An 18,621-nucleotide genomic window follows, 5' to 3' on the forward strand; every position below is an offset into this window, starting at 1 on the left:
CCCCGGGGGGGCGGCCGCCTGCCGCCCCCCGGGGGGGGGGGGCACGCCCGTACGCGGCCATTGATGACTGCTCCGGCCCCGTCCTAAGGTCCGCGACATGGCCCACTTGCTGCAACCGGTCGGACTCGGTCCGACCGACAGCGATGTCTACCTGCACCTGCTCTCGCACGCCCACGCCGAACCACCGGACGTCGCACGGTCGCTGGGTCTGACCACCCCGACCGTGCGCCACTCGCTGCAGCGGCTGACGGACGCGGGTCTGTGCAACCGGCTCTTCGGCCGTCCGGCCCGCTATGTCGCCGCCCCGCCGGAGGTGGCGCTGGACGCACTGGTGCTCCACCACCACCAGGTACTGGACGATCTGCGCGCCCAGGCACGGGAGTTGTCGGTGCGCGCGAAGGCGGCGAGCACCGAGCCCGGCCATCTGATCGAGGTCGTCGAGGGCGCCGAGGCGGTCTTCCGCACCCTCGCGCAGCTCGAACTCGGCGCGCGCCACGAGGTGCTGATCGTCGACAGCCCGCCGTATCTCGCGGACGGCTCCCTCAACACCAACGAACTCCAGGCGCTGGCCCGCGGGGTGCGCTACCGCGCCGTCTACCACGCGCCGGTCCTCGCCATGCCCTCCCGGCTGACGCTGCTGGAGCAGTACCTGGCGGCGGGGGAGCAGGCCCGCAGCCTGCCCGACGTCCGGATGAAGATGCTCATCGCGGACCGCGAACGCGCCCTGGTCCCGCTCAGTTTCACCGGCACCGACGCCGCGGTGCGGCTGCTGGTCCGCCCCTCGCCGCTGCTGGACGCGCTGCTGATGACCTTCGACGCGCTCTGGGACCGGGCCACTCCGCTGGGCGGCGGCACGCCGGGCCCCACCGCGCCGCGCGCGGACACCGCCCCGGGCGCCGGGGCGCTCGCGCAGCGCGACCGCGACATCCTGCGGCTGCTGGCCTCCGGCGCGAAGGACCGCAGGATCGCCCGCGCGCTGGGCATCACCGAACGCACGGTGGTGCGGCGCATCCACACCCTGATGACCACCCTCCACGCCACCACCCGCTTCCAGGCCGGTATCCAGGCGGCCCAGCGCGGCTGGCTCGACACCGGCGATCCGGACGGTCCGCGGAACTGACCCATCCGCCGGCCCCTCCGCTCCGAATCCCAGGTGAGGGGTCCGCCACGCCGTTCGCGGCGCACGCGGCCCGAGGAGCGACGGGACGGGAGTGGCTGTGCGACGGCGACGGATCGCGGTGGTCGGGGCGGGCGTATCGGGCCTGACCGCCGCCTATGTGCTGCAGCGGGCCTGCGAGGTGTCGCTGTACGAGGCGGACGACCGGCTCGGCGGCCACGCCCACACCCATGACGTCGCCGGGCGCGGCGGCCAGGCCATCCGCGTCGACACCGGCTTCATCGTGCACAACGAGCGCACGTACCCCACGCTCCTGCGGCTCTTCGACGAGCTCGGGGTGCGCACCCAGGACTCGGAGATGAGCCTGTCGGTGCGGTGCGGCGGCTGCGGTCTGCAGTACGCGGGCGCCCGCGGCCCGGGCGGGCTGTTCGCGCAGCCCCGCAGCATGCTCCGCGGCCGCTACCTGCGGATGCTGACCGAGGTGCCGCTCTTCCACCGGGCCGCCCGGGAGGTGCTGGCCTCGGAGCGGGCCGGGACGCAGACGCTGGGCCGGTTCGTCGCCGAGCGGCGCTTCTCCGCGTACTTCGTGACGCACTTCGTCATCCCGCTGGTCGCCTCCGTCTGGTCCTGCGCCCCCGAGCTGGCCATGCGCTACCCCGCCGCCTACCTGTTCCGCTTCCTCCAGCACCACGGCCTGCTGTCGGTGAGCGGCTCACCGCGGTGGCGCACGGTCACCGGTGGCTCCGTGGAGTACGTCAGCAGGATCGGCAAGCAGCTCACCGCCCTGCACACCGCCACCCCGGTCAGGTCGGTGCGCCGCGGCAGTGACCGCGCCGAGATCACGACCGACGACGGCACGACACGCGAGTACGACGGCGTCGTCCTGGCCACCCACCCCGACCAGGCGCTGCGGGTGCTGGCCGATGCCACGCCCGACGAGCGGCGGGTGCTGGGCGCCTTCCGCTACTCGCGCAACGAGACCGTGCTGCACACCGACACCTCGCTGCTGCCGTCGGCCCGGCGCGCCCGCGCGTCATGGAACTACTTCCTGCCGACCTGCTCGGCGCCCGCGCAGAACGTCCAGGTCAGCTACCACATGAACCGGCTGCAGAAACTCGACACGCCCGAGGACTACGTGGTCACGCTCAACGCCGCCGACATGGTCGCCCCCGAGCAGGTGCTGGCCCGGATGGTGTACGAACACCCGCTCTACACCCCCGAGTCCGTGGCCGCCCAGCAGCATCTGCCGTCCCTGGCCACGCCGGTCACCGCGTACGCGGGCGCCTACCACGGGTGGGGGTTCCACGAGGACGGCTGCCGCTCCGGGGTGCGGGCCGCCGCGGCACTGGGGGTGCGGTGGTGACCCGCCCGCCTCGTGACGACGCCCCGGCCACCGTCCCCGGCGGCCCGGCCCCCGCGCTCTACGAGTGCGCGATCGCCCACGCCCGTACCGAACCGGTGCGCCACGCCTTCCGGCACCGCACCTCCATGTGGCTGGTCGACCTGGACGACCTGCCGGTGCTGCCCAGGGCGCTGCGGACGCTGGCGCGGTTCGACCCGCGCGACCACTTCGCCGGGAAGGCGCCGTCGATCCGGGCGGGCCTGGACCGGTTCCTGTCCGCGCACGGCGTGTACCTCGACGGCGGCCGTGTGCTGATGCTGGCCCACCCCCGGGTGCTCGGCCATGTCTTCAACCCGCTGACGGTGTACTGGTGCCACGCCCCCGACGGCGAGGTGCGGTGCGTGGTCGCCGAGGTGCACAACACCTACGGCGAGCGGCACTGCTACCTGCTGCGTCCCGACGCGCGCGGACGGGCCCTGGTGCCCAAGGAGTTCTACGTCTCCCCGTTCTTCCCGGTGGACGGCGACTACCGGATGAGACTGCCCGAGCCCGGTGAGCGGCTGCGGCTGACGATACGTCTGATCCGGCCCGGCGCAAGGCCGTTCACCGCGAGCGTGCGCGGGGTGCGGCGGCCGGCCACCACCTCGGCGGTGCTGCGCGCCGCCGTCCGCCATCCGTGGCCCACGGTCGCCGTGTCGCTGGGCATCCGCCTGCACGGCATCCGGCTCTATCTGCGCGGAGTTCCCGTGCACCCCCGCCCCCACCACCGCACTCAGGAGGGTCTCAGGTGATCGGCCTCGTCTCGGCAGGCACCCGGCGGCAAGGCGCCGGACCGGCCACCCGCACCGAGGTGGACGCGGAGTTGTGGCCCGATGTGGCGTGCCTGCCGCCACGCTCCCAGCCGCGTACGGCAATCGCCCGGCTGCTGGTGCAACGGGCCCTGGCGCGGCTGCCGTTGCGCCTGCGATGGCCCGACGGCACCGTCACCGGGGACGCGGGCCCGACGCTCACCCTGCGCGATCCCGACGCGTTCCACCGCCGTATCGGCACCGACGGGCTGATCGGGTTCGGCGAGTCGTACATGGCGCGGGAGTGGGACGCCGACGACCTCGTGCGGGTCCTCACCGTGCTCTGCGCCGAGCTCACCACCCTCGTACCGCCCGCGCTGCAGCGGCTGCGCGGCGCGTGGACGCGCGCCCGGCCGCGGGACGACCGCAACACCCCCACCGGCGCCCGGGAGAACATCCGCCGCCACTACGACCTGTCCAACGACCTGTTCGCGCTCTTCCTCGACGAGACCATGACGTACTCCGCCGGGATCTTCCGCGGCTTCCCCGCCCACCAGGACGTGCTGGCCGCCGCGCAACGGCGGAAGATCGACCGGCTGCTCGACCTGGCGGCCGTCGGCGAGGGGTCGCGCCTGCTGGAGATCGGCACCGGCTGGGGCGAACTCGCCCTGCGCGCGGCCGCCCGCGGCGCCCGCGTGCGCACCGTGACGCTCTCGGCCGAGCAGCGCGACCTGGCCCGCGCCCGGGTGGCCGCGGCCGGGCTCGGCGACCGCGTGAGCGTCGAACTGCGCGACTACCGCGACGTGGACGGGGCGTACGACGCGGTGGTCAGCGTGGAGATGATCGAGGCGGTGGGACGGGAGTTCTGGCCCGACTACTTCGCCACGCTGAACCGTCTGCTGGCGCCCGGCGGCCGGGTCGCGCTCCAGGCGATCACCATGCCCGACGACCGGATCGACGCCACGGCCGGCACCCACACCTGGATCAGCAAGTACGTCTTCCCCGGCGGGGTCATCCCCTCCGTCGAGGCGATCGACCGGCAGGCGGCGGCCGCGGGTCTGAGCGCCGCGCCCAGCACCGGCTTCGGCGACCACTACGCCGAGACGCTCCGCCTGTGGCGCGAGCGCTTCACCGGCGCCGCCGACGATGTCGCGGCACTGGGCTTCGACACCACCTTCCGCCGGATGTGGCACTTCTACCTCGCCTACTCCGAGGCCGGATTCCGCGCCCGCTACCTGGACGTCCACCAGTTCCTGCTGACACGGCGCCCCCCGGCGGCCCCTGAGACGAAAGGCGGCGAAGCGCCGTGACCACCAGCGCCGACCGGCTCGGACAGCTCCTCACCACCGCGCTCGGCGGACCGCTGCCGCTGCGCCTGCGCGCCTGGGACGGCAGCGAGACCGGCGCCGCGGACGCCCCGGTCGTCGTCGTACGCTCCCGGCGCGCCCTGCGCCGGATGGTCTGGCAGCCGGGTGAACTCGGCCTCGCCGACGCCTACATCGCCGGGGACCTCGACATCGACGGCGATCTCGCGAGCGGCCTCAGCCAGGTGTGGGGCGCGCTGCGCGACCGCGGTCCCGGCCGCGCGCGCCCGCGGCCGCGGGACCAGGCCGCCATGGCGCTCACGGCGCTGCGGCTCGGCGCCCTGGGACCGCGACCGCCCGCACCGCGCGCCCCCCGGGCCCGGCTGAGCGGCCGGCCGCACAGCACGTCCCGTGACCGCGCCGCCATCGCCCACCACTACGACCTGTCCAACGACTGGTACGCCACGCTGCTCGACGAGTCCATGGCCTACTCCTGCGCCTATTGGCGAGCGCCGGACCATCCCGCGTACGGCCTCGCCGAGGCGCAGCGCGACAAGCTCGAACTCGTCTGCCGCAAGCTCGACCTGACCGAGGGCTCCCGGCTGCTCGACATCGGCTGCGGCTGGGGCAGCCTGTCCCTCTACGCCGCCCGGCGGCACCAGGCACGCGTCACCGCCGTCACCCTCTCCCGCGAACAGTGCGACTTCGTCCGGGCGAAGGCCAGGGAACAGGGCCTGAGCGACCTGGTGGACGTGACACTGCGGCACTACCGCGACATTCAGGGCGGCGGCTACGACGCGGTGAGCGCCATCGAGATGGGCGAGCACGTGGGGGAGAGCCAGTACCCGGCCTTCGCCGCGCGGCTGCACCGGCTGCTGAGGCCGCGGGGGCGGCTGCTGATCCAGCAGATGTCGCGGGGCGCCACCGCGCCCGGCGGCGGCGCGTTCATCGGGTCGTACATCGCCCCCGACATGCACATGCGGCCCGTCGGGCAGACGGTGGACATCCTGGAGTCGGCCGGGCTGGAGGTGCGGTCGGTGGAGTCCCTGCGCGAGCACTACGCCCGTACCATCGCCGCCTGGTCCCGCACTCTGGAAGATCGGTGGCCCCGCTTCGTGGCGATCGCCGGTGAACCCACCGCCCGGGTCTGGCGGCTCTATCTGGCAGGCGCCGGACTGGCCTTCGCCGAGGGCCGGATGGGCGTGGACCAGATCCTCGCGGTGCGCCCCGAGTCCGGTGGCGGCTCCGGGCTGCCGCCCACCCCGCACTCCTGGTACGCGCCGCACGAGCAGTCGTGAACGGCTACCCGTGGGCGGCGTTCGCCGTCAACCTCGGCTGGGCGGCGGTCACCGCCCTCGCCGTCATGGCCGTCACCTTCGCGGTGGCGGTCGCCAAGGGCGTCCACCGGATCGTGGACATCGCGTGGGGCGCCTCCTTCGCCGCGGTCGCCGCCGTCACCTGCGTGCTGTCCGCGGGGCACGGCGACGACGGCCGCAGGCTGCTGGTCACCCTCGCCACCGCGCTGTGGGGACTGCGGCTGGCCGCCCACATCGCCCGGCGCGGCCGCGGCCACGGCGAGGACCCCCGCTACGACCGCCTGCTGTCCAGGGCCCCCGGCAGCCGGAACGCCTACGCCTTCCGTACCGTCTACCTCGCGCAGGGCGCCCTGGTCTGGGCGGTCTCCCTGCCCGTGCAGGCCGCGCAGTACGATCCCGGGCCGCTCGGCGCCGGGGCCGTCGTCGGCGCCCTGCTGTGGCTGGCCGGCCTGGCCTTCGAGGCGGTCGGCGACCACCAACTGGCCCGCTTCAAGGCCGATCCCGGCACCCGCGGCCGCGTCATGGACCGCGGCCTGTGGTCATGGACCCGCCACCCCAACTACTTCGGCGACTTCCTCGTCTGGTGGGGCCTGTACGCGATGGCCTGCGAGACCTGGCAGTCGGCCGCCGTCTCGGCGCTGTCGCCGCTGCTGATGTCGTATCTGCTGATCTTCGGCAGCGGCAAGCGCCTCCTGGAGCGGCAGATGGCCGACCGCCCCGGATACGCCGAGTACGCCGCCCGCACCAGCGGCTTCTTCCCCGCCCCGCCGCGTGCGGACGGGAGCCGGGGGCCACGGCGCTGACGGGCGGCCGCGTTTCCGACGAGGACCGCGGGCGCCCGGCCGGCATGTCCCGGTCCGGGAGAAACCCCTCACCCGAGTGACCTTGCCTGACGGCTCCCGCGGAGGAGATCATCATGGGCGGCTGCCCGTACGCGGACCGTCCACGTGCGGCGCCCGTGGATGGCCGGGTCCGCGACAGGCGTGCCAAGATCGAACACGTGGACACGCGAAGGGAAGGTGCCGTCCATGGCCGACCCGGAGAAGACGGCCGACCCGGCCGCGGCACGCCACGCCGAGCCCGGGGACGGCACGCGGGCGCGACGCCGGACGGGGCTGCCCGCCGGGCTGTTCGACCTCGTCGAGGCGGGCGTCTACGTGGTCGACGACCAGGGGCGGATCGTCGCGGTGAACCCGAGCGCCGAGCGGCTGCTGTCGCGATCCGCCGATGAACTCGTCGGACAGGACGCCCACGACCTGCTGCACGTCGACCGGGACGGCAAGCCGACCCCGCGGGCGGCGTGCGCGATGCTGCACGCCCTGCGCGGCGGCCGTACCGTCTCCGAGGGCCCCGGCTGGGTCGGGCACGAGGACGGGACCGTGCTGCCGGTGTCGTGGCTGCTCACCCCGTTCCGCCTGGACGAGGAGACGACCGGCGCCCTGGTGGTCTTCCACCCGGCCGCCGGGGCGGAGCCCGTCAGCCCCGACGTGGTCGTCGAATCACCGCTGTCCGAGACGGCCCGGCTGGCGCTGCTGGCCGAGACCACCACCCGGCTGACCTCGACCCTCGACCGCGACGAGGCGCTGCGGCGGCTGGCGGACATCGTGGTGCCGCGGCTGGCCGACTGGATGATCGTCGACCTGATCGCGGACAACGAAGAGGCGTGGCGGACCGCGGTGGTCCACTACGAGGAGGGCGCCGCGGTCAGCCGGGACGACCTGTGCGGGCCGCTGCCGCCCGTGCCCCGGGAATCGCCGCTGCCGCTGTCCCGCGCCCTGCGCGGCTCGGCCTCGTCGGTGGCGACCCCCGCGACGTACGAGGGGCACCTCGACTCCGGTATCGCGGTCGAACAGCTCGCACTCTTCCGGGCCACCGGCATGCACTCCATGATCGTCGCGCCGATCCGCGGGCCGCGCGAGGTGCTGGGCGCCCTGACCCTGGGCCGGGCCGAGCGGGAGACCCCGTTCACCAGCGGCGACGTGCCGCTGCTGGAGGACATCACCCGGCGTACCGGTGTGGCGCTGGAGAACGCCCGGCTCTTCCACCGGCAGCGCCGCGTCGCCGAGACCATGCAGCGCCATCTGCTGCCGAAGCTGCCCGTGCTGCCGGGCCTCCAGGCCACGGTGCGCTATCTGTCCGCGCCGGACGCCTCCCAGGTGGGCGGCGACTGGTACGACATGTTCACCCTGCCCGACGGGTCACTGGCGGTGGTCGTCGGCGACGTCGTCGGCCACGACCTCAACGCCGCCGCCGGAATGGCCCAGGTCCGCAACATGCTGCGGGCGCACGCCTGGACCCACACCGAGGGGCCCGGGGCGATCCTGGGCCGCCTGGACGACACGATCACCCATGTCACCGACGTCTCGATGGCCACCGTCCTGTTCGGCCGGCTGGAGCGCGAGCCCGGCGCCGACTGGCGGCTGCGATGGAGCAACGCGGGCCATCCGCCGCCGCTGCTGATCGACTACGAGGGCCGCGCCCGCTACCTCGACAAGCCGCACGGCATGCTGCTCGGCACCAGCAGTTCACCGGGTCGCGTCGACGCCACCGTCACGCTGCCGCCCAGGTCCACCCTGGTGCTCTACACCGACGGCCTCGTGGAGTCGCCGGGCTACTCCCTGGACGTGGGGCTGGACCGGCTGCGGCGCAATGCCGCCGCGCTCGTCCACCGTCCGCTGGACCAGTTCTGCGACGAGCTGCTCACCCGCGTCCGTCCCCCCGCGAACGATGACGACGTCGCCCTGCTGGCGCTGCGCGTCCCCGCCCGCGCCCCGGCTGACGAGCCGTCGCAGGGTCAGGTGCGCACGTAGCCGTTCTGCCCGTCGTGGCCGTCCGCGCCGTCCTCGTCGAACCAGTAGTCGCCATGGGCCAGGTAGCGGAAGTGGACGCGCTGCTCGGCGGGCATCTGGACGGTCACGGCGCGCGTGCCGTCGCCGCGGGCGGCGAGCGGATGCGCCCCGGGCCGCCAGTCGTTGAAGTCGCCGACCACGCTCACGTCACCGGACGGGCTGTCCGCGGGCAGCACGAAGGTGACCTCGGTGGCGTTCTCGTGCTGGGCGCGTTCCAACATGACGGCGGCTCCTGGCGCAGGGGGGTGTTGCAGCGATTGTGGCGCCCCTGACGCCGTACCGCCCGCGCAACCCGCCGTCCGGGGGAGTGGCGCCGGGGCGGCGTGGCCGCCGGATGTGGCGCCGGTCACGGTGGGCGGCGAGCTTGGGTGTTCCGGCAGATCCCTTGTAGTCGCCCCACTACGATCCGTCATAGATCGCCCGCTCCGGGAGCGGACCGCACCGGGGGCGGGCATCTCCACGAGACGCGGCTTCACCAGGTCTGCGAAAGGTAGGCACTTCCCATGCTGACCACCGATAACCTCACCGGCTCCCCCAATTGGCTCGACATCGCCAGCACCGACATCCCGGCCACCGCCGAGTTCTACGGGGCCGTCTTCGGCTGGACCTTCCAGTCCGCGGGGCCCGACACCGGCGGCTACGGCTTCTTCCAGGTGGACGGCAAGACGGTCGCCGCCATCGGCGCGCTCGTCGGCGACGACGCGGTCCCGGCGTGGACGGTGTACTTCAACACCCCGGACGCCGAGGCCACCGCCAAGGCGGTCGAGGAGGGCGGCGGCACCGTGCGGCTGGCCCCCTTCGACGTGCTGGACGCGGGCCGGATGGCCTGTTTCACCGACCCGGGCGGCGCCGAATTCGCGGTCTTCCAGCCGGGCACGGTCAAGGGCCTGGACGTGACGTCCAAGTACAACACCCTCGGCTGGACCGAGCTGCACGCCACGGACCACGCCGCGGCGATGGCCTTCTACGGTTCCCTCTTCGACTGGCGCGGAGGGGAGTTGGACATGGCGGGCACGCCCTACACCACGCTGTCCACCTCGACCGGTGACCTGCTGGCGACGTCGTTCGGCGGCATCATCGCGCCCGACGAGGGGACGCGGTCGCGCTGGCTGCCGTATTTCGACGTCGAGGACGCCGACGACATCCTCGCCAAGACGCAGGAGAACGGCGGTTCCGTCCTCGTGCCCGTGGTGGACGTCCCCGGCGTGGGCCGCCTGGCGCGCTGCGCCGACCCGGCCGGAGTCGCCTTCGCCGTCCTCCAGCCCGCCTGACACCCCCTCACGGCCCCACCTCCCGCGTACCACCCGAGCCGCCCCGGGCCCCCGGACTTCCCGAGCCGCCCTCCGTCAGGGAGCGACCTCGGCGATCAGCAGGGCGACGTCGTCGTGGCAGTCCGGGCGGCGCAGCGCGGCCAGCAGCCGGTCGCAGGTCGCCTCCAGCGGCAGCCGGGGGTGGCTGAGCAGGTCGAGCAGGGCGTTCAGGCGGTCGTCGATGGGCTCCTCGCGGGTCTCCACCAGCCCGTCGGTGTAGAGCACGAGCCGGTCGCCCGAGCGCAGGTCGAGACGCGTCGTCTCGAAGGGCACACCGCCGACGCCCAGCGGCGCGCCCGTGGGCAGGTCCAGCAGCCGGGGCGCGCGGCCCAGCCGGGTCAGGACCGGTGGCGGGTGGCCCGCGAGCGCGATGTGGCACTCGGCGCGCCCCGGGTCGTACACGGCGAACACACAGGTGGCCAGGGTCTCGTCGAGCTCGCCGAGTTCGTCCGTCGCCCGGTCCAGGTGCCGCAGGATCTCGTCGGGCGGGAGGTCGAGCCGGGCCAGGGTGCGGGTGGCGGTGCGCAGCTGGCCCATGGTGGCGGCGGCGTTGATGCCGTGGCCCATCACGTCACCGACCACGAGCGCGGTCCTGCCGCCGGCCAGCTGGATCGTGTCGAACCAGTCGCCGCCCGCCTCGCCGATCACTCCCGCGGGCTGGTAGCGGTAGGCCACGTCGAGACCGGCCAGCTCGGGCGGCTGACGGGGGAGCAGATGGCGCTGGAGGGACAGTGCCGCGTTGCGCTGCCGCTGGTACCAGCGAGCGTTGTCGATGCACACCGCGGCGCGCGCGGCCAGCTCGCCCGCCAGCACCACGTCGTCACTGGTGAACGGCGCCGGGTTGCGGGTGCGCAGCAGGTCCAGGGTGCCCAGCACCTGGCCGCGCGCGATCAGCGGCACCACCAGGTACGAGTGCAGACCGGCGGCGGTCAGCAGGGCCGCGGACCGCTCGTCGCGTGCGATGCGCCGCAGGTCCCGCGGTTCGACACGGGCCAGCAGCACGGGGCGCCGGGTGTGGATGCAGCGGGCCACCGGGCGGTCCGCGGTGTACGTGGTGATCTCGCCGATGGGATCGGCCGCCTCGACGGCGTCGGTCGGATACGCCGTGGCGACCGCCAGCGCCCGGAACCTGGCCGGTCCCGTGGTGGGCACCGCGGCGGTGGTGATGTCGCTCTGCAGCACCGAGTCGAGGACGTCCACCGCCGCCAGGTCGGCCAGGTCGGTCACCACCAGGTCGGCGAGTTCGCGGGCGGTCCGCTCCAGGTCGAGGGTGGTGCCGATCCGCACCGAGGCGTTCGCGATGAGCGCCAGCCTGCGCCGCGCCTCCGCGGCCTCACGCCCCGCCCGGTACTGCTCGGTGATGTCCACCACCGACACCGCGACACCGATCACCCGGCCCGTCGGGTCCTCGAGGCGGTAGTACGACACGCTCCAGGCGTGATCGGTGTCCGGGTCCGCGGGGGTGCGGCCGACGGAGACCTGGTCCAGCAGCGGCGTACCGCTCGCCAGGACCTCGCGCATCGCGGCCTCGATCACCGTGGTGTCCAGGAAGGGCAGCGCCTCCCGTGCGTCACGGCCCAGATGCTGCCCGGCCGCCAGGCCGTTGATGCGTTCCAGCGCCGGATTGGCCATCACGTAGCGCAGGTCGGTGTCCAGCACCGCGAGACCGATCGGCGACTGCGACACCAGCCGCACCGACAGCGCCAGGTCCCGCTCCACCCCGCGCAGGGTGGTCTCGTCGGTGGCGAGCCCCAGCGCGTACATGCCGCCCTGCTCGTCCGTCAGGCGCATGTTGCGGAACTCCACCAGGCGGGTGCCGCCGTCCTTGTGCCGTATGGGGAAGACACCCGCCCAGGCGCTGCCGCCCTCCATCACCTTCGAGAACAGCTCCAGCGCCAGACCGACGTGCTCCTCGGCCACGAGCAGCGTCGCCGCGAAGGAGCCGAGCGCCTCCTCGGGGGTCCAGCCGAAGAGCTCCTCGGCCTGCGGGCTCCACAGCGCGATCCGCCCGTCCGCGCCCAGCACCACCGCGGCGACACCCAGGACGTCCAGCAGTCCGCCCGGCTCGGACGGGATGATCCCGGCCGAGTCGAGCGGGGCGCCGAACGCGTCGGATGTGCTCATTCCCTGGCTTCCTTCCGTCGGCCCATGGCGGTGCCCGGCCGGTACCGGCTACCGGCCTCGCCCGGCGCTGCGCGCGCCGCGGTCGCTCTCATCGTCCCCCCACGTGATCCCGGCGGCAGCCCGGATCAAGGAAGCCGTGGCACCACTTTCCCGCGGGCCGGGGCCAAGACGGCGTGACCTGACGGCAGAGCCCACCCGTACGGGTGACGGAGCGTGACGATTTGCCGCAGGTGGGCGCGGGTACCGGGTGCCGCGTACCGGGAAGAAGCGCAGTATTTGGAGAGAGGAAGGAAAACGCGCCAGCAGGACCATGTGAGACGTGACCGGCGCCGAGCGGCACGATCTGCGGACGGTGGACCATGTTCTTCCACACGCCAGTCCAGCCGAGCGGGGACGCCTTCGCGGTGGTGGACGGCCACGGCGCCGTGGTGAGCTGGAGCCCGGGAGCGCAGCGGCTGCTCGGACACACCGCGGAGCAGGCGCGGGGCCTGCCCGCGGCGGATCTGCTCTTCTCCCCGGCCGACGCCGCGGCGCTCGCGGAGCGCCGCCCGGCCGCGGAGCCCGTCTCCGGCGATGCCCGGCTGCGGCACCGCGACGGCCACGCGGTGGAGGTCGTGCTGCGGGTGCACCCCACCCCGACGGCGGAACGGCAGCAGTGGCTGGTCCAGGCGCAGAGCGCGGAGGCGGCCAGGGCGTACGAGGTCAGCCAGGCGCTGCTGCGGGGGCTCTTCGACGAGTCACCGTTCATCATCGACGTCTTCGACACCGACCTGCGGTACCTGGCCCAGAACCGCTCGATCGGCCGAACGCCCGGCTTCGCGGAGAACGTCACCGGCCGCACCCTGCGGGAGGTGGCGCCGCCCGGACTGCTGGACATGGACGCGCTGGAGGCACGGCAGCGGCGGGCCCTGGAGACCGGCAAGGCGCTGATCGGCCAGGGGGTGCGCGGGCGCGACCCCCGCGACCCGGACCGGGACGTGGTCTGGTCGGAGAGCATCCTGCCGCTGCGCGGCCGGGCCGGGGACATCATCGGGCTGGTCCACCTGGTCGTCGACATGACCGAGGAGGAGCGGGCCAGGGAGCGGCTCGACCTGGTGAACGCGGCGAGCACCCGGATCGGCAGCACGCTGGACGTCCTGCACACGGCCAAGGAGCTGACCGATGTCGCCGTGCCGTGGTTCGCCGACTACGCCTACGTCAATCTGCTCGACCCGGTCTTCAGCGGTGAGGAGCTGGTCAGCGGCCCCGTACCGGAGTCGGTGCCGATGCGGCGGGCGGCGGAGACGATGCTGCCGGGCGAGCCCGGGTTCATGACGGTCGCCCTGGGCGAGGTCGACGCGTTCTCCAGCACCCCCGGATCGCCCACCGCGCGGGCCCTCGCCGCGGGCCGTCCGGTGCAGCTGACGGGACAGGAACTCGACGCCGAACTCATGACGCTGGATCTGCGCCGGGCGGCGGCGATGCGGGAGCGCGGGATCCACTCCTGGCTGGTGGTCCCGATGCGCGCGCGGGGCGCCACGCTGGGCGTGGTGGTCTTCGCCCGCTTCGCCCGCGCCCACTCCTTCGAGGCCGACGACATCCTGCTGGCCGAGGAGTTCGTGGCACGCGCGGGCGTCTGCATCGACAACGCGAGCCGCTACACCCGCGAACGGGCCACGGCCACCGCACTCCAGCGCAGTCTGCTGCCGCAGCGGATGCCCGCGCTCGGCGGTGTCGAGACCGCCTCGCGCTATGTCGCCGCGAGCGGCCATGTGGTGCTGGGCGGCGCCTGGTTCGACGTCATCGCCCTGTCGGGGGCCCGGGTGGCCCTGGTCGCCGGTGACGCCGGGGGACACGGGCTGGACGCGGCCGTCACCATGGCCCGGCTGCGCACCGCGGTCCGCACCCTGGCGGAACTCGACTTCTCCGCCGACGAACTGCTCAGCCATCTCGACGGCCAGGTCACCCGGTTCCAGGGTGAGGTCGCGGCCGGGCCCGCCGGGGAGTTCCCCGCGTCGACATGCGTGTACGCGATCTTCGACCCGCTGTCGGGCCGGTGCGAACTGGCCAGCGCGGGCGGCCCGTTGCCCGTGCTGATCGCCGCGGACGGCGAGGCGACCGTGATGGACATCCCCGTCGGCTCGCCGCTGGGCACCAGCGGGGACCCGTACGAGTCCCGGGAGGTGAAGCTCGCCGACGGCGACACCCTCGTGCTGTCCACCGCGGAGTTCGGCGAGCCGCTGCCGCGGACCTTCACCGCCTCCGAAGGGCTCGCCGGGTTCTGCGACGACGTGCTGCGCCGCCTGCACCCCGAACACCTCCAGGACGATGCCGCGTTGCTGCTGGCGCGGGTGCGGACCCTGACACCGGAGCGGCAGGCCGCCATCGACCTGGCCTCCGCACCCGAGTCCGTGGGCAAGGCCCGCGCCTGGGCGGCACGCCAACTGCTCGACTGGGACCTGGCGGACCTGGACTTCACCACCGAACTGCTGGTCAGCGAGCTGGTCACCAACGCGATCCGCTACGGCACGTCGCCCATCACGCTGCGGCTGATCCGCGACCGCAGCCTGATCTGCGAGGTCTCCGACGGCAGCAGCACCTCGCCGCACGCCCGGCGCGCCCTGGAGACGGACGAGGGCGGCCGCGGGCTGTTCATGGTGGCGCAGTTCTCCGAACTGTGGGGCACCCGCTACCACACGCGCGGCAAGACGATCTGGGCGGAGCAGCCGCTGCCGTAGAGGCGGTGTGCTCCTCGTACGGCGGCGGCGGTGGTCGGGCGCCGGCGCGACGGACCGGTCGTGGCCCTCACGCCGGCGCCCCTGTCCGGCTCCCGGTCAGCTGCTCCGGTGCGTGACCAGGTCCACCAGCGACCGCAGGCCCTGGGCGGCCCGCGGGTCGAGGGCGACCGCCGCCAGCCGGTCGAGCGCCGTGGACCGCTGCCTGGCCGCCTCCTCCACGGCCCAGCTCCGCCCGCCGGCCTGCTCGACCAGCGCGGTCGCCCGCTGGATGTCGGCGGACTCCCAGGCGCGCCCGTCGCCGTACAGCTCCGCCAGCCGCCGCCCCGCGGGCGTACCGCTGTGCAGTGCCGCGACGACCGGCAGGGACTTCTTGCGGCGGCGCAGATCGGCCCCCACCGGCTTCCCCGTCGCCCGGCTGTCGCCCCAGATGCCCAGCAGGTCGTCCACGAGCTGGAAGGCCAGGCCCAGATGGTGCCCGAAGTCACGCAGCGCCGCGGTCTGCGCCGGGGTGCCGTCGGCGGCGAGCGCGCCGAGACCGCACGCCCCGGCGAACAGCGCCGCCGTCTTGCCCGCGGCCATCGCGAGGCACTCCTCCACCCCGACGTCGGCGCGTTCCTCGAAGGCCAGGTCGGCGCTCTGGCCCGCGACGAGGTCGAGCAGCGCCCGGCAGAGCTCCTGGATACCCGCGGAGTGCCGTACGGGGGCCGGGGCGGTGGCCAGTTGCTCCATCGCCAGGACCAGCAGGGCGTCGCCCGCCAGCACCGCCTGGGCGCTGCCGAACACCGTCCAGGCCGTGGGGCGGCCGCGGCGGGTGGCGTCCTGGTCCATGACGTCGTCGTGCAGGACCGAGAAGTTGTGCACCAGCTCCACCGCGGCGGCGGCGCCCAGTGCCTGTCCGGCGGCGGCGCCCAGCGCCTGCGCGCCGCCGAGCACCAGCGCGCCCCGCAGCCCCTTGCCCCACCCGGCGTCGGTACGGCGGCCGTCCGCGTCGCACCAGCCGAAGTGGTAGCGGGCGACGGTGCGGACCGGCTCGCTCAGCCGGTCGAGGGCCTGGGCGATCCGCGGGCCGGTGAGTTCACCGGCGCGGCGCAGCACCTGCCAGGGCTCCGAGGTGTCCGGGGTCAGTGTGGTGGTCATCGCTCGGTCACCACCAGATCGGGCTCCAGGTACAGCGCGGGCCGCGGCGCGGTCGCACCGCTCTGCGACTGGTACCGCCGGGTGCGGCTGGACCAGTCGAGGTTGCCGCGGATCCAGGTGCGCATGCCGGCCAGGTACGGGACCAGCACGTCGGCGTGGTCCGGATACCTGTGCAACAGCCGCTCCTCCAGGGCCAGATAGCGGCGGGTCTCGGCGGAGGTGGCCTCGCAGACATGAGCCATCGCCCGTGTCGCGTCCAGCGCGCGGTGGTGCTGCACGACGTACACCAGGTTGTGCACCTCCCCCAGCGACCGCTCCTTCTCCAGGGAGTAGATGTCGTTGGTCCAGCACACCACGTTGCAGGCCGCGTCCAGCGCCTCCCCGAACTCCGCGCTCCCGTACAACTCCACCGGTACGTCGAGGCGTTCCACGACGTCGATGAGGTCCATGCACACGTAGATCGCTCCGGTGTGCCGCCGGTTCTCGATGTAGTCGTCCTCCTCGGGGACGATGCCGCGCACTCGGTTGCCCGCCTCCCAGACCGACGCCGCCGTGAGGCAGTCCTCCAGGTGCTGGACGAAGCGGCGCCGCCAGGCGGGCGTCATGCCGCTCGCGGTGCGCCGCCACAGGTCGGCCAGGGAGCTGACCGCCGTCGGCAGGTCCTCGCGGCGGGCCGCGGCCGCACCGTCGTCCGCGCTCTCCAGGACGGCGCGCATCCCGGCGACCACCTGGCCGGCGTGCTCCGGGTCGCGGCCGAACGCACCGTCGTCCAGTTGGTCGTCGACCAGGAAGAGCCAGGCGAACCAGTCCGCCATCAGCTCGATCCGCTCCTGGTCGGCCGTCGGGTAGACCACGGAGGCGAACCAGCCGAAGTCGGCGTGCTCGAAGCGCCGTCTGGCCGACTCCCGCTGGATCAGGCCCACCGTCCCCACCCACTGGCTCAGATGCCGCCGCGCCTGCTCGGCGTGCGGGTTCACCTGATGGGGGAGCGGGCAGTGCAGCGGCGGTATCCCCGCGGCGGCCATCAGCGCTCCTCCAGCCGCAGGTGGATACCGCCCTTGGGGTGCAGGGTGATCAGCGCGTCGGGGAGCACTTCCGTCGTCGGGTCGGGCAGCACCAGGCGGTGCTGCCGGACCACCGTCGCCAGGACGAGGATCAGCTCGGTGAGGGCGAAGTGCCGCCCGATGCAGATGCGGTGGCCCGCCCCGAACGGCGTGTAGACGTGCTTGGGCCGCTGGGCGATCGCCTCGGGTGTGAACCGCTCGGGGTCGAACCGCTCGGGGTCCTCCCAGAAGTCCGGGTGCCGGTGCAGGAAGTAGCTGTTGACCAGGATGTTGGTGTTCGCCGGGACCCGGTACCCGTCGACGGTGTCCTCCTCGCGCGCCCGGCGCATGAACTGGTAGGCGGGGGAGTAGATCCGCAGCGTCTCGTCGATCACCATCCGGGCGTAGGGCAGCTTGGGGAGGTCCTCGAAGGAGGCCACCGTCCGCTCGCCGAGCACGGCGTCGACCTCGGCGTGCAGCCGGGCCTCCACCTCCGGGTGCCGGGCGAGCAGATAGAAGACCCAGGACAGGGTGTTGGTGGTGGTCTCGAAGGCGCCGATGCAGATGTTGAGCACCTCGTGGTGGAGCTGCTCCAGATCCATGCCCTTGCCGTCCTCCTCGTCCACGGAGTGGAGCAGCAGGGTGAGCAGATCGGGTTCCTCGTCCCCGGCCTCGCCGCCCTGGGCGGCGTCCGCCTGCAGCCTCGCCCGGATGAACTTCGAGACGAAGGCGTCCATGTCGGCGATCGACCGGTGCAGCCTGCGGTTGCGGGGCGTGGGGAAGTTCAGCGGCGGGAACGGGAAACGGAAGAAGTCCCCGAGGATGGCGTTGGCCGTCCCGAAAGCCTGTCCGAACCCCTGTGCGGTCGTGCCGACTTCGGCGCTGAACAGCGACCTGTTGACGATACGCAGCGCGAGTTGGCCGATCTCGTCGGTGACATCGAGGACCTCACCGGGACGCCGCTCCCAGCCCTGGAGCATCAGCTCGGTCTCGTCGGTCATGTTGCGGGCGAATTTGTTGACCGTGCGCGGGGTGAAGTGCGGTGCCATCATCCGGCGTTGGCGGCGCCACAGCTCCATGTCGGCGTTGGCGATCAGGCCCCTGCGCAGTACGGGCCGCACGACGCGGAACAGCATCGCGTCCTTGTCGTAGCGCTCGCCGTTCTCCACCAGGATGTGGCGGATGTAGTCCGGGTGGTTGACCAGCACGATGGGGATGCCCAGCGGCCGGAAGCGGAAGATGTCGCCGTACCGGTCGAGTCCGGCCCCGAGGAAGCCGAGCTGGTCGTTGCGGAAGGCCAGCGCCCCGCCGATGCCGTCGCGGCGGCGGATCGTCGGGATTTCCCGGGGGCGCGCCGGCCGGCCGGTGTCGGCCACGGGTGGTGCTGAGGACATCGAGTTTCCCCGTTTCATCGATGGGTGTGGGGGCGTGGGGCATGCGTCGGCGGTCATGGGTCATGTGACCGCGAAATCCCGGCTGCGGTTATTCCGGCGCGTTATCCGGATGCCCGCGCTCTTCGCAGCCGGAGGCAGGGGCGGCGGATATTTCCCAGGGCGGATCTCGGCCGGTTGAAT

14 protein-coding genes are annotated in these 18,621 nt (G+C 73.4%); 9 read left to right on the top strand and 5 right to left on the bottom strand.

The window, feature by feature from the left end; genetic code table 11:
* Window positions 1-97: 97 nt before the first annotated feature.
* The 7 genes from AB0M29_RS41135 to AB0M29_RS41165 all read left to right on the top strand — a co-directional run bounded on the left by AB0M29_RS41135 (window position 98) and on the right by AB0M29_RS41165 (window position 8,677).
* Window positions 98-1,120, top strand: coding sequence for a helix-turn-helix domain-containing protein (locus AB0M29_RS41135; RefSeq protein WP_365392027.1), 1,023 nt, complete (start codon window positions 98-100; stop codon window positions 1,118-1,120).
* A gap of 91 nt (window positions 1,121-1,211) precedes the next feature.
* Entirely contained in the window at window positions 1,212-2,480 is a 1,269-nt protein-coding gene (locus AB0M29_RS41140) for an FAD-dependent oxidoreductase (RefSeq protein ID WP_365392029.1), read from the top strand.
* Entirely contained in the window at window positions 2,477-3,250 is a 774-nt protein-coding gene (locus tag AB0M29_RS41145) for a DUF1365 domain-containing protein (RefSeq protein ID WP_365392031.1), read from the top strand. The genes AB0M29_RS41140 and AB0M29_RS41145 overlap by 4 nt, the downstream gene beginning before the upstream one ends.
* A 59-nt stretch (window positions 3,251-3,309) precedes the next feature.
* Window positions 3,310-4,557: a cyclopropane-fatty-acyl-phospholipid synthase family protein gene (locus tag AB0M29_RS41150; protein ID WP_365392071.1), complete on the top strand. Its 1,248-nt coding sequence runs from the start codon at window positions 3,310-3,312 to the stop codon at window positions 4,555-4,557.
* The gene (locus tag AB0M29_RS41155; RefSeq protein WP_365392033.1) at window positions 4,554-5,849 is read left to right on the top strand and encodes a cyclopropane-fatty-acyl-phospholipid synthase family protein; all 1,296 of its coding nucleotides are present in this window, start codon (window positions 4,554-4,556) and stop codon (window positions 5,847-5,849) included. Before AB0M29_RS41150 ends, AB0M29_RS41155 begins: the two co-directional genes overlap by 4 nt.
* Window positions 5,846-6,670, top strand: a complete 825-nt coding sequence (locus AB0M29_RS41160) for a DUF1295 domain-containing protein (protein WP_365392035.1) — start codon at window positions 5,846-5,848, stop codon at window positions 6,668-6,670. Before AB0M29_RS41155 ends, AB0M29_RS41160 begins: the two co-directional genes overlap by 4 nt.
* Before the next feature lie 225 nt (window positions 6,671-6,895).
* A complete protein-coding gene (locus AB0M29_RS41165) occupies window positions 6,896-8,677 on the top strand; it encodes a SpoIIE family protein phosphatase (RefSeq protein WP_365392037.1) in 1,782 nt (593 codons plus the stop codon).
* Here the strand turns inward: AB0M29_RS41165 and AB0M29_RS41170 are convergent.
* A complete protein-coding gene (locus tag AB0M29_RS41170; RefSeq protein WP_365392039.1) occupies window positions 8,662-8,937 on the bottom strand; it encodes an isoamylase early set domain-containing protein in 276 nt (91 codons plus the stop codon). The two genes, AB0M29_RS41165 and AB0M29_RS41170, sit on opposite strands and share 16 nt — an antisense overlap.
* A 282-nt stretch (window positions 8,938-9,219) precedes the next feature.
* Here AB0M29_RS41170 and AB0M29_RS41175 point away from each other — a divergent pair, with 282 nt between their 5' ends.
* Window positions 9,220-9,987 carry a VOC family protein gene (locus tag AB0M29_RS41175; RefSeq protein WP_365392041.1) on the top strand — a complete coding sequence of 256 codons (768 nt, stop codon included), beginning with the start codon at window positions 9,220-9,222 and terminating at the stop codon, window positions 9,985-9,987.
* 75 nt (window positions 9,988-10,062) lie between these two features.
* Here the strand turns inward: AB0M29_RS41175 and AB0M29_RS41180 are convergent, their stop codons facing one another.
* Window positions 10,063-12,150, bottom strand: coding sequence for a SpoIIE family protein phosphatase (locus AB0M29_RS41180; protein WP_365392043.1), 2,088 nt, complete (start codon window positions 12,148-12,150; stop codon window positions 10,063-10,065).
* A 359-nt stretch (window positions 12,151-12,509) separates the two neighbouring features.
* Between AB0M29_RS41180 and AB0M29_RS41185 the strand changes: the two genes are divergently transcribed.
* Complete coding sequence (locus AB0M29_RS41185) at window positions 12,510-14,867, top strand: SpoIIE family protein phosphatase (RefSeq protein ID WP_365392045.1); 2,358 nt, start codon at window positions 12,510-12,512, stop codon at window positions 14,865-14,867.
* A 96-nt stretch (window positions 14,868-14,963) separates the two neighbouring features.
* On the opposite strand, the gene AB0M29_RS41190 is transcribed toward AB0M29_RS41185, so the two are convergent.
* The 3 genes from AB0M29_RS41190 to AB0M29_RS41200 are packed head-to-tail and all read right to left on the bottom strand — an operon-like array spanning window position 14,964 to window position 18,441.
* Window positions 14,964-16,004, bottom strand: a complete 1,041-nt coding sequence (locus AB0M29_RS41190; RefSeq protein WP_365392047.1) for a polyprenyl synthetase family protein — start codon at window positions 16,002-16,004, stop codon at window positions 14,964-14,966.
* Window positions 16,001-17,029 carry a terpene cyclase gene (locus tag AB0M29_RS41195; protein ID WP_365392049.1) on the bottom strand — a complete coding sequence of 343 codons (1,029 nt, stop codon included), beginning with the start codon at window positions 17,027-17,029 and terminating at the stop codon, window positions 16,001-16,003. The genes AB0M29_RS41190 and AB0M29_RS41195 overlap by 4 nt, the downstream gene beginning before the upstream one ends.
* The gene (locus AB0M29_RS41200) at window positions 17,029-18,441 is read right to left on the bottom strand and encodes a cytochrome P450 (RefSeq protein ID WP_365392050.1); all 1,413 of its coding nucleotides are present in this window, start codon (window positions 18,439-18,441) and stop codon (window positions 17,029-17,031) included. The genes AB0M29_RS41195 and AB0M29_RS41200 overlap by 1 nt, the downstream gene beginning before the upstream one ends.
* Window positions 18,442-18,621: the final 180 nt, after the last annotated feature.

The sequence above is a fragment of the Streptomyces sp. NPDC051976 genome (assembly GCF_040680795.1).
GTDB lineage: Bacteria > Actinomycetota > Actinomycetes > Streptomycetales > Streptomycetaceae > Actinacidiphila.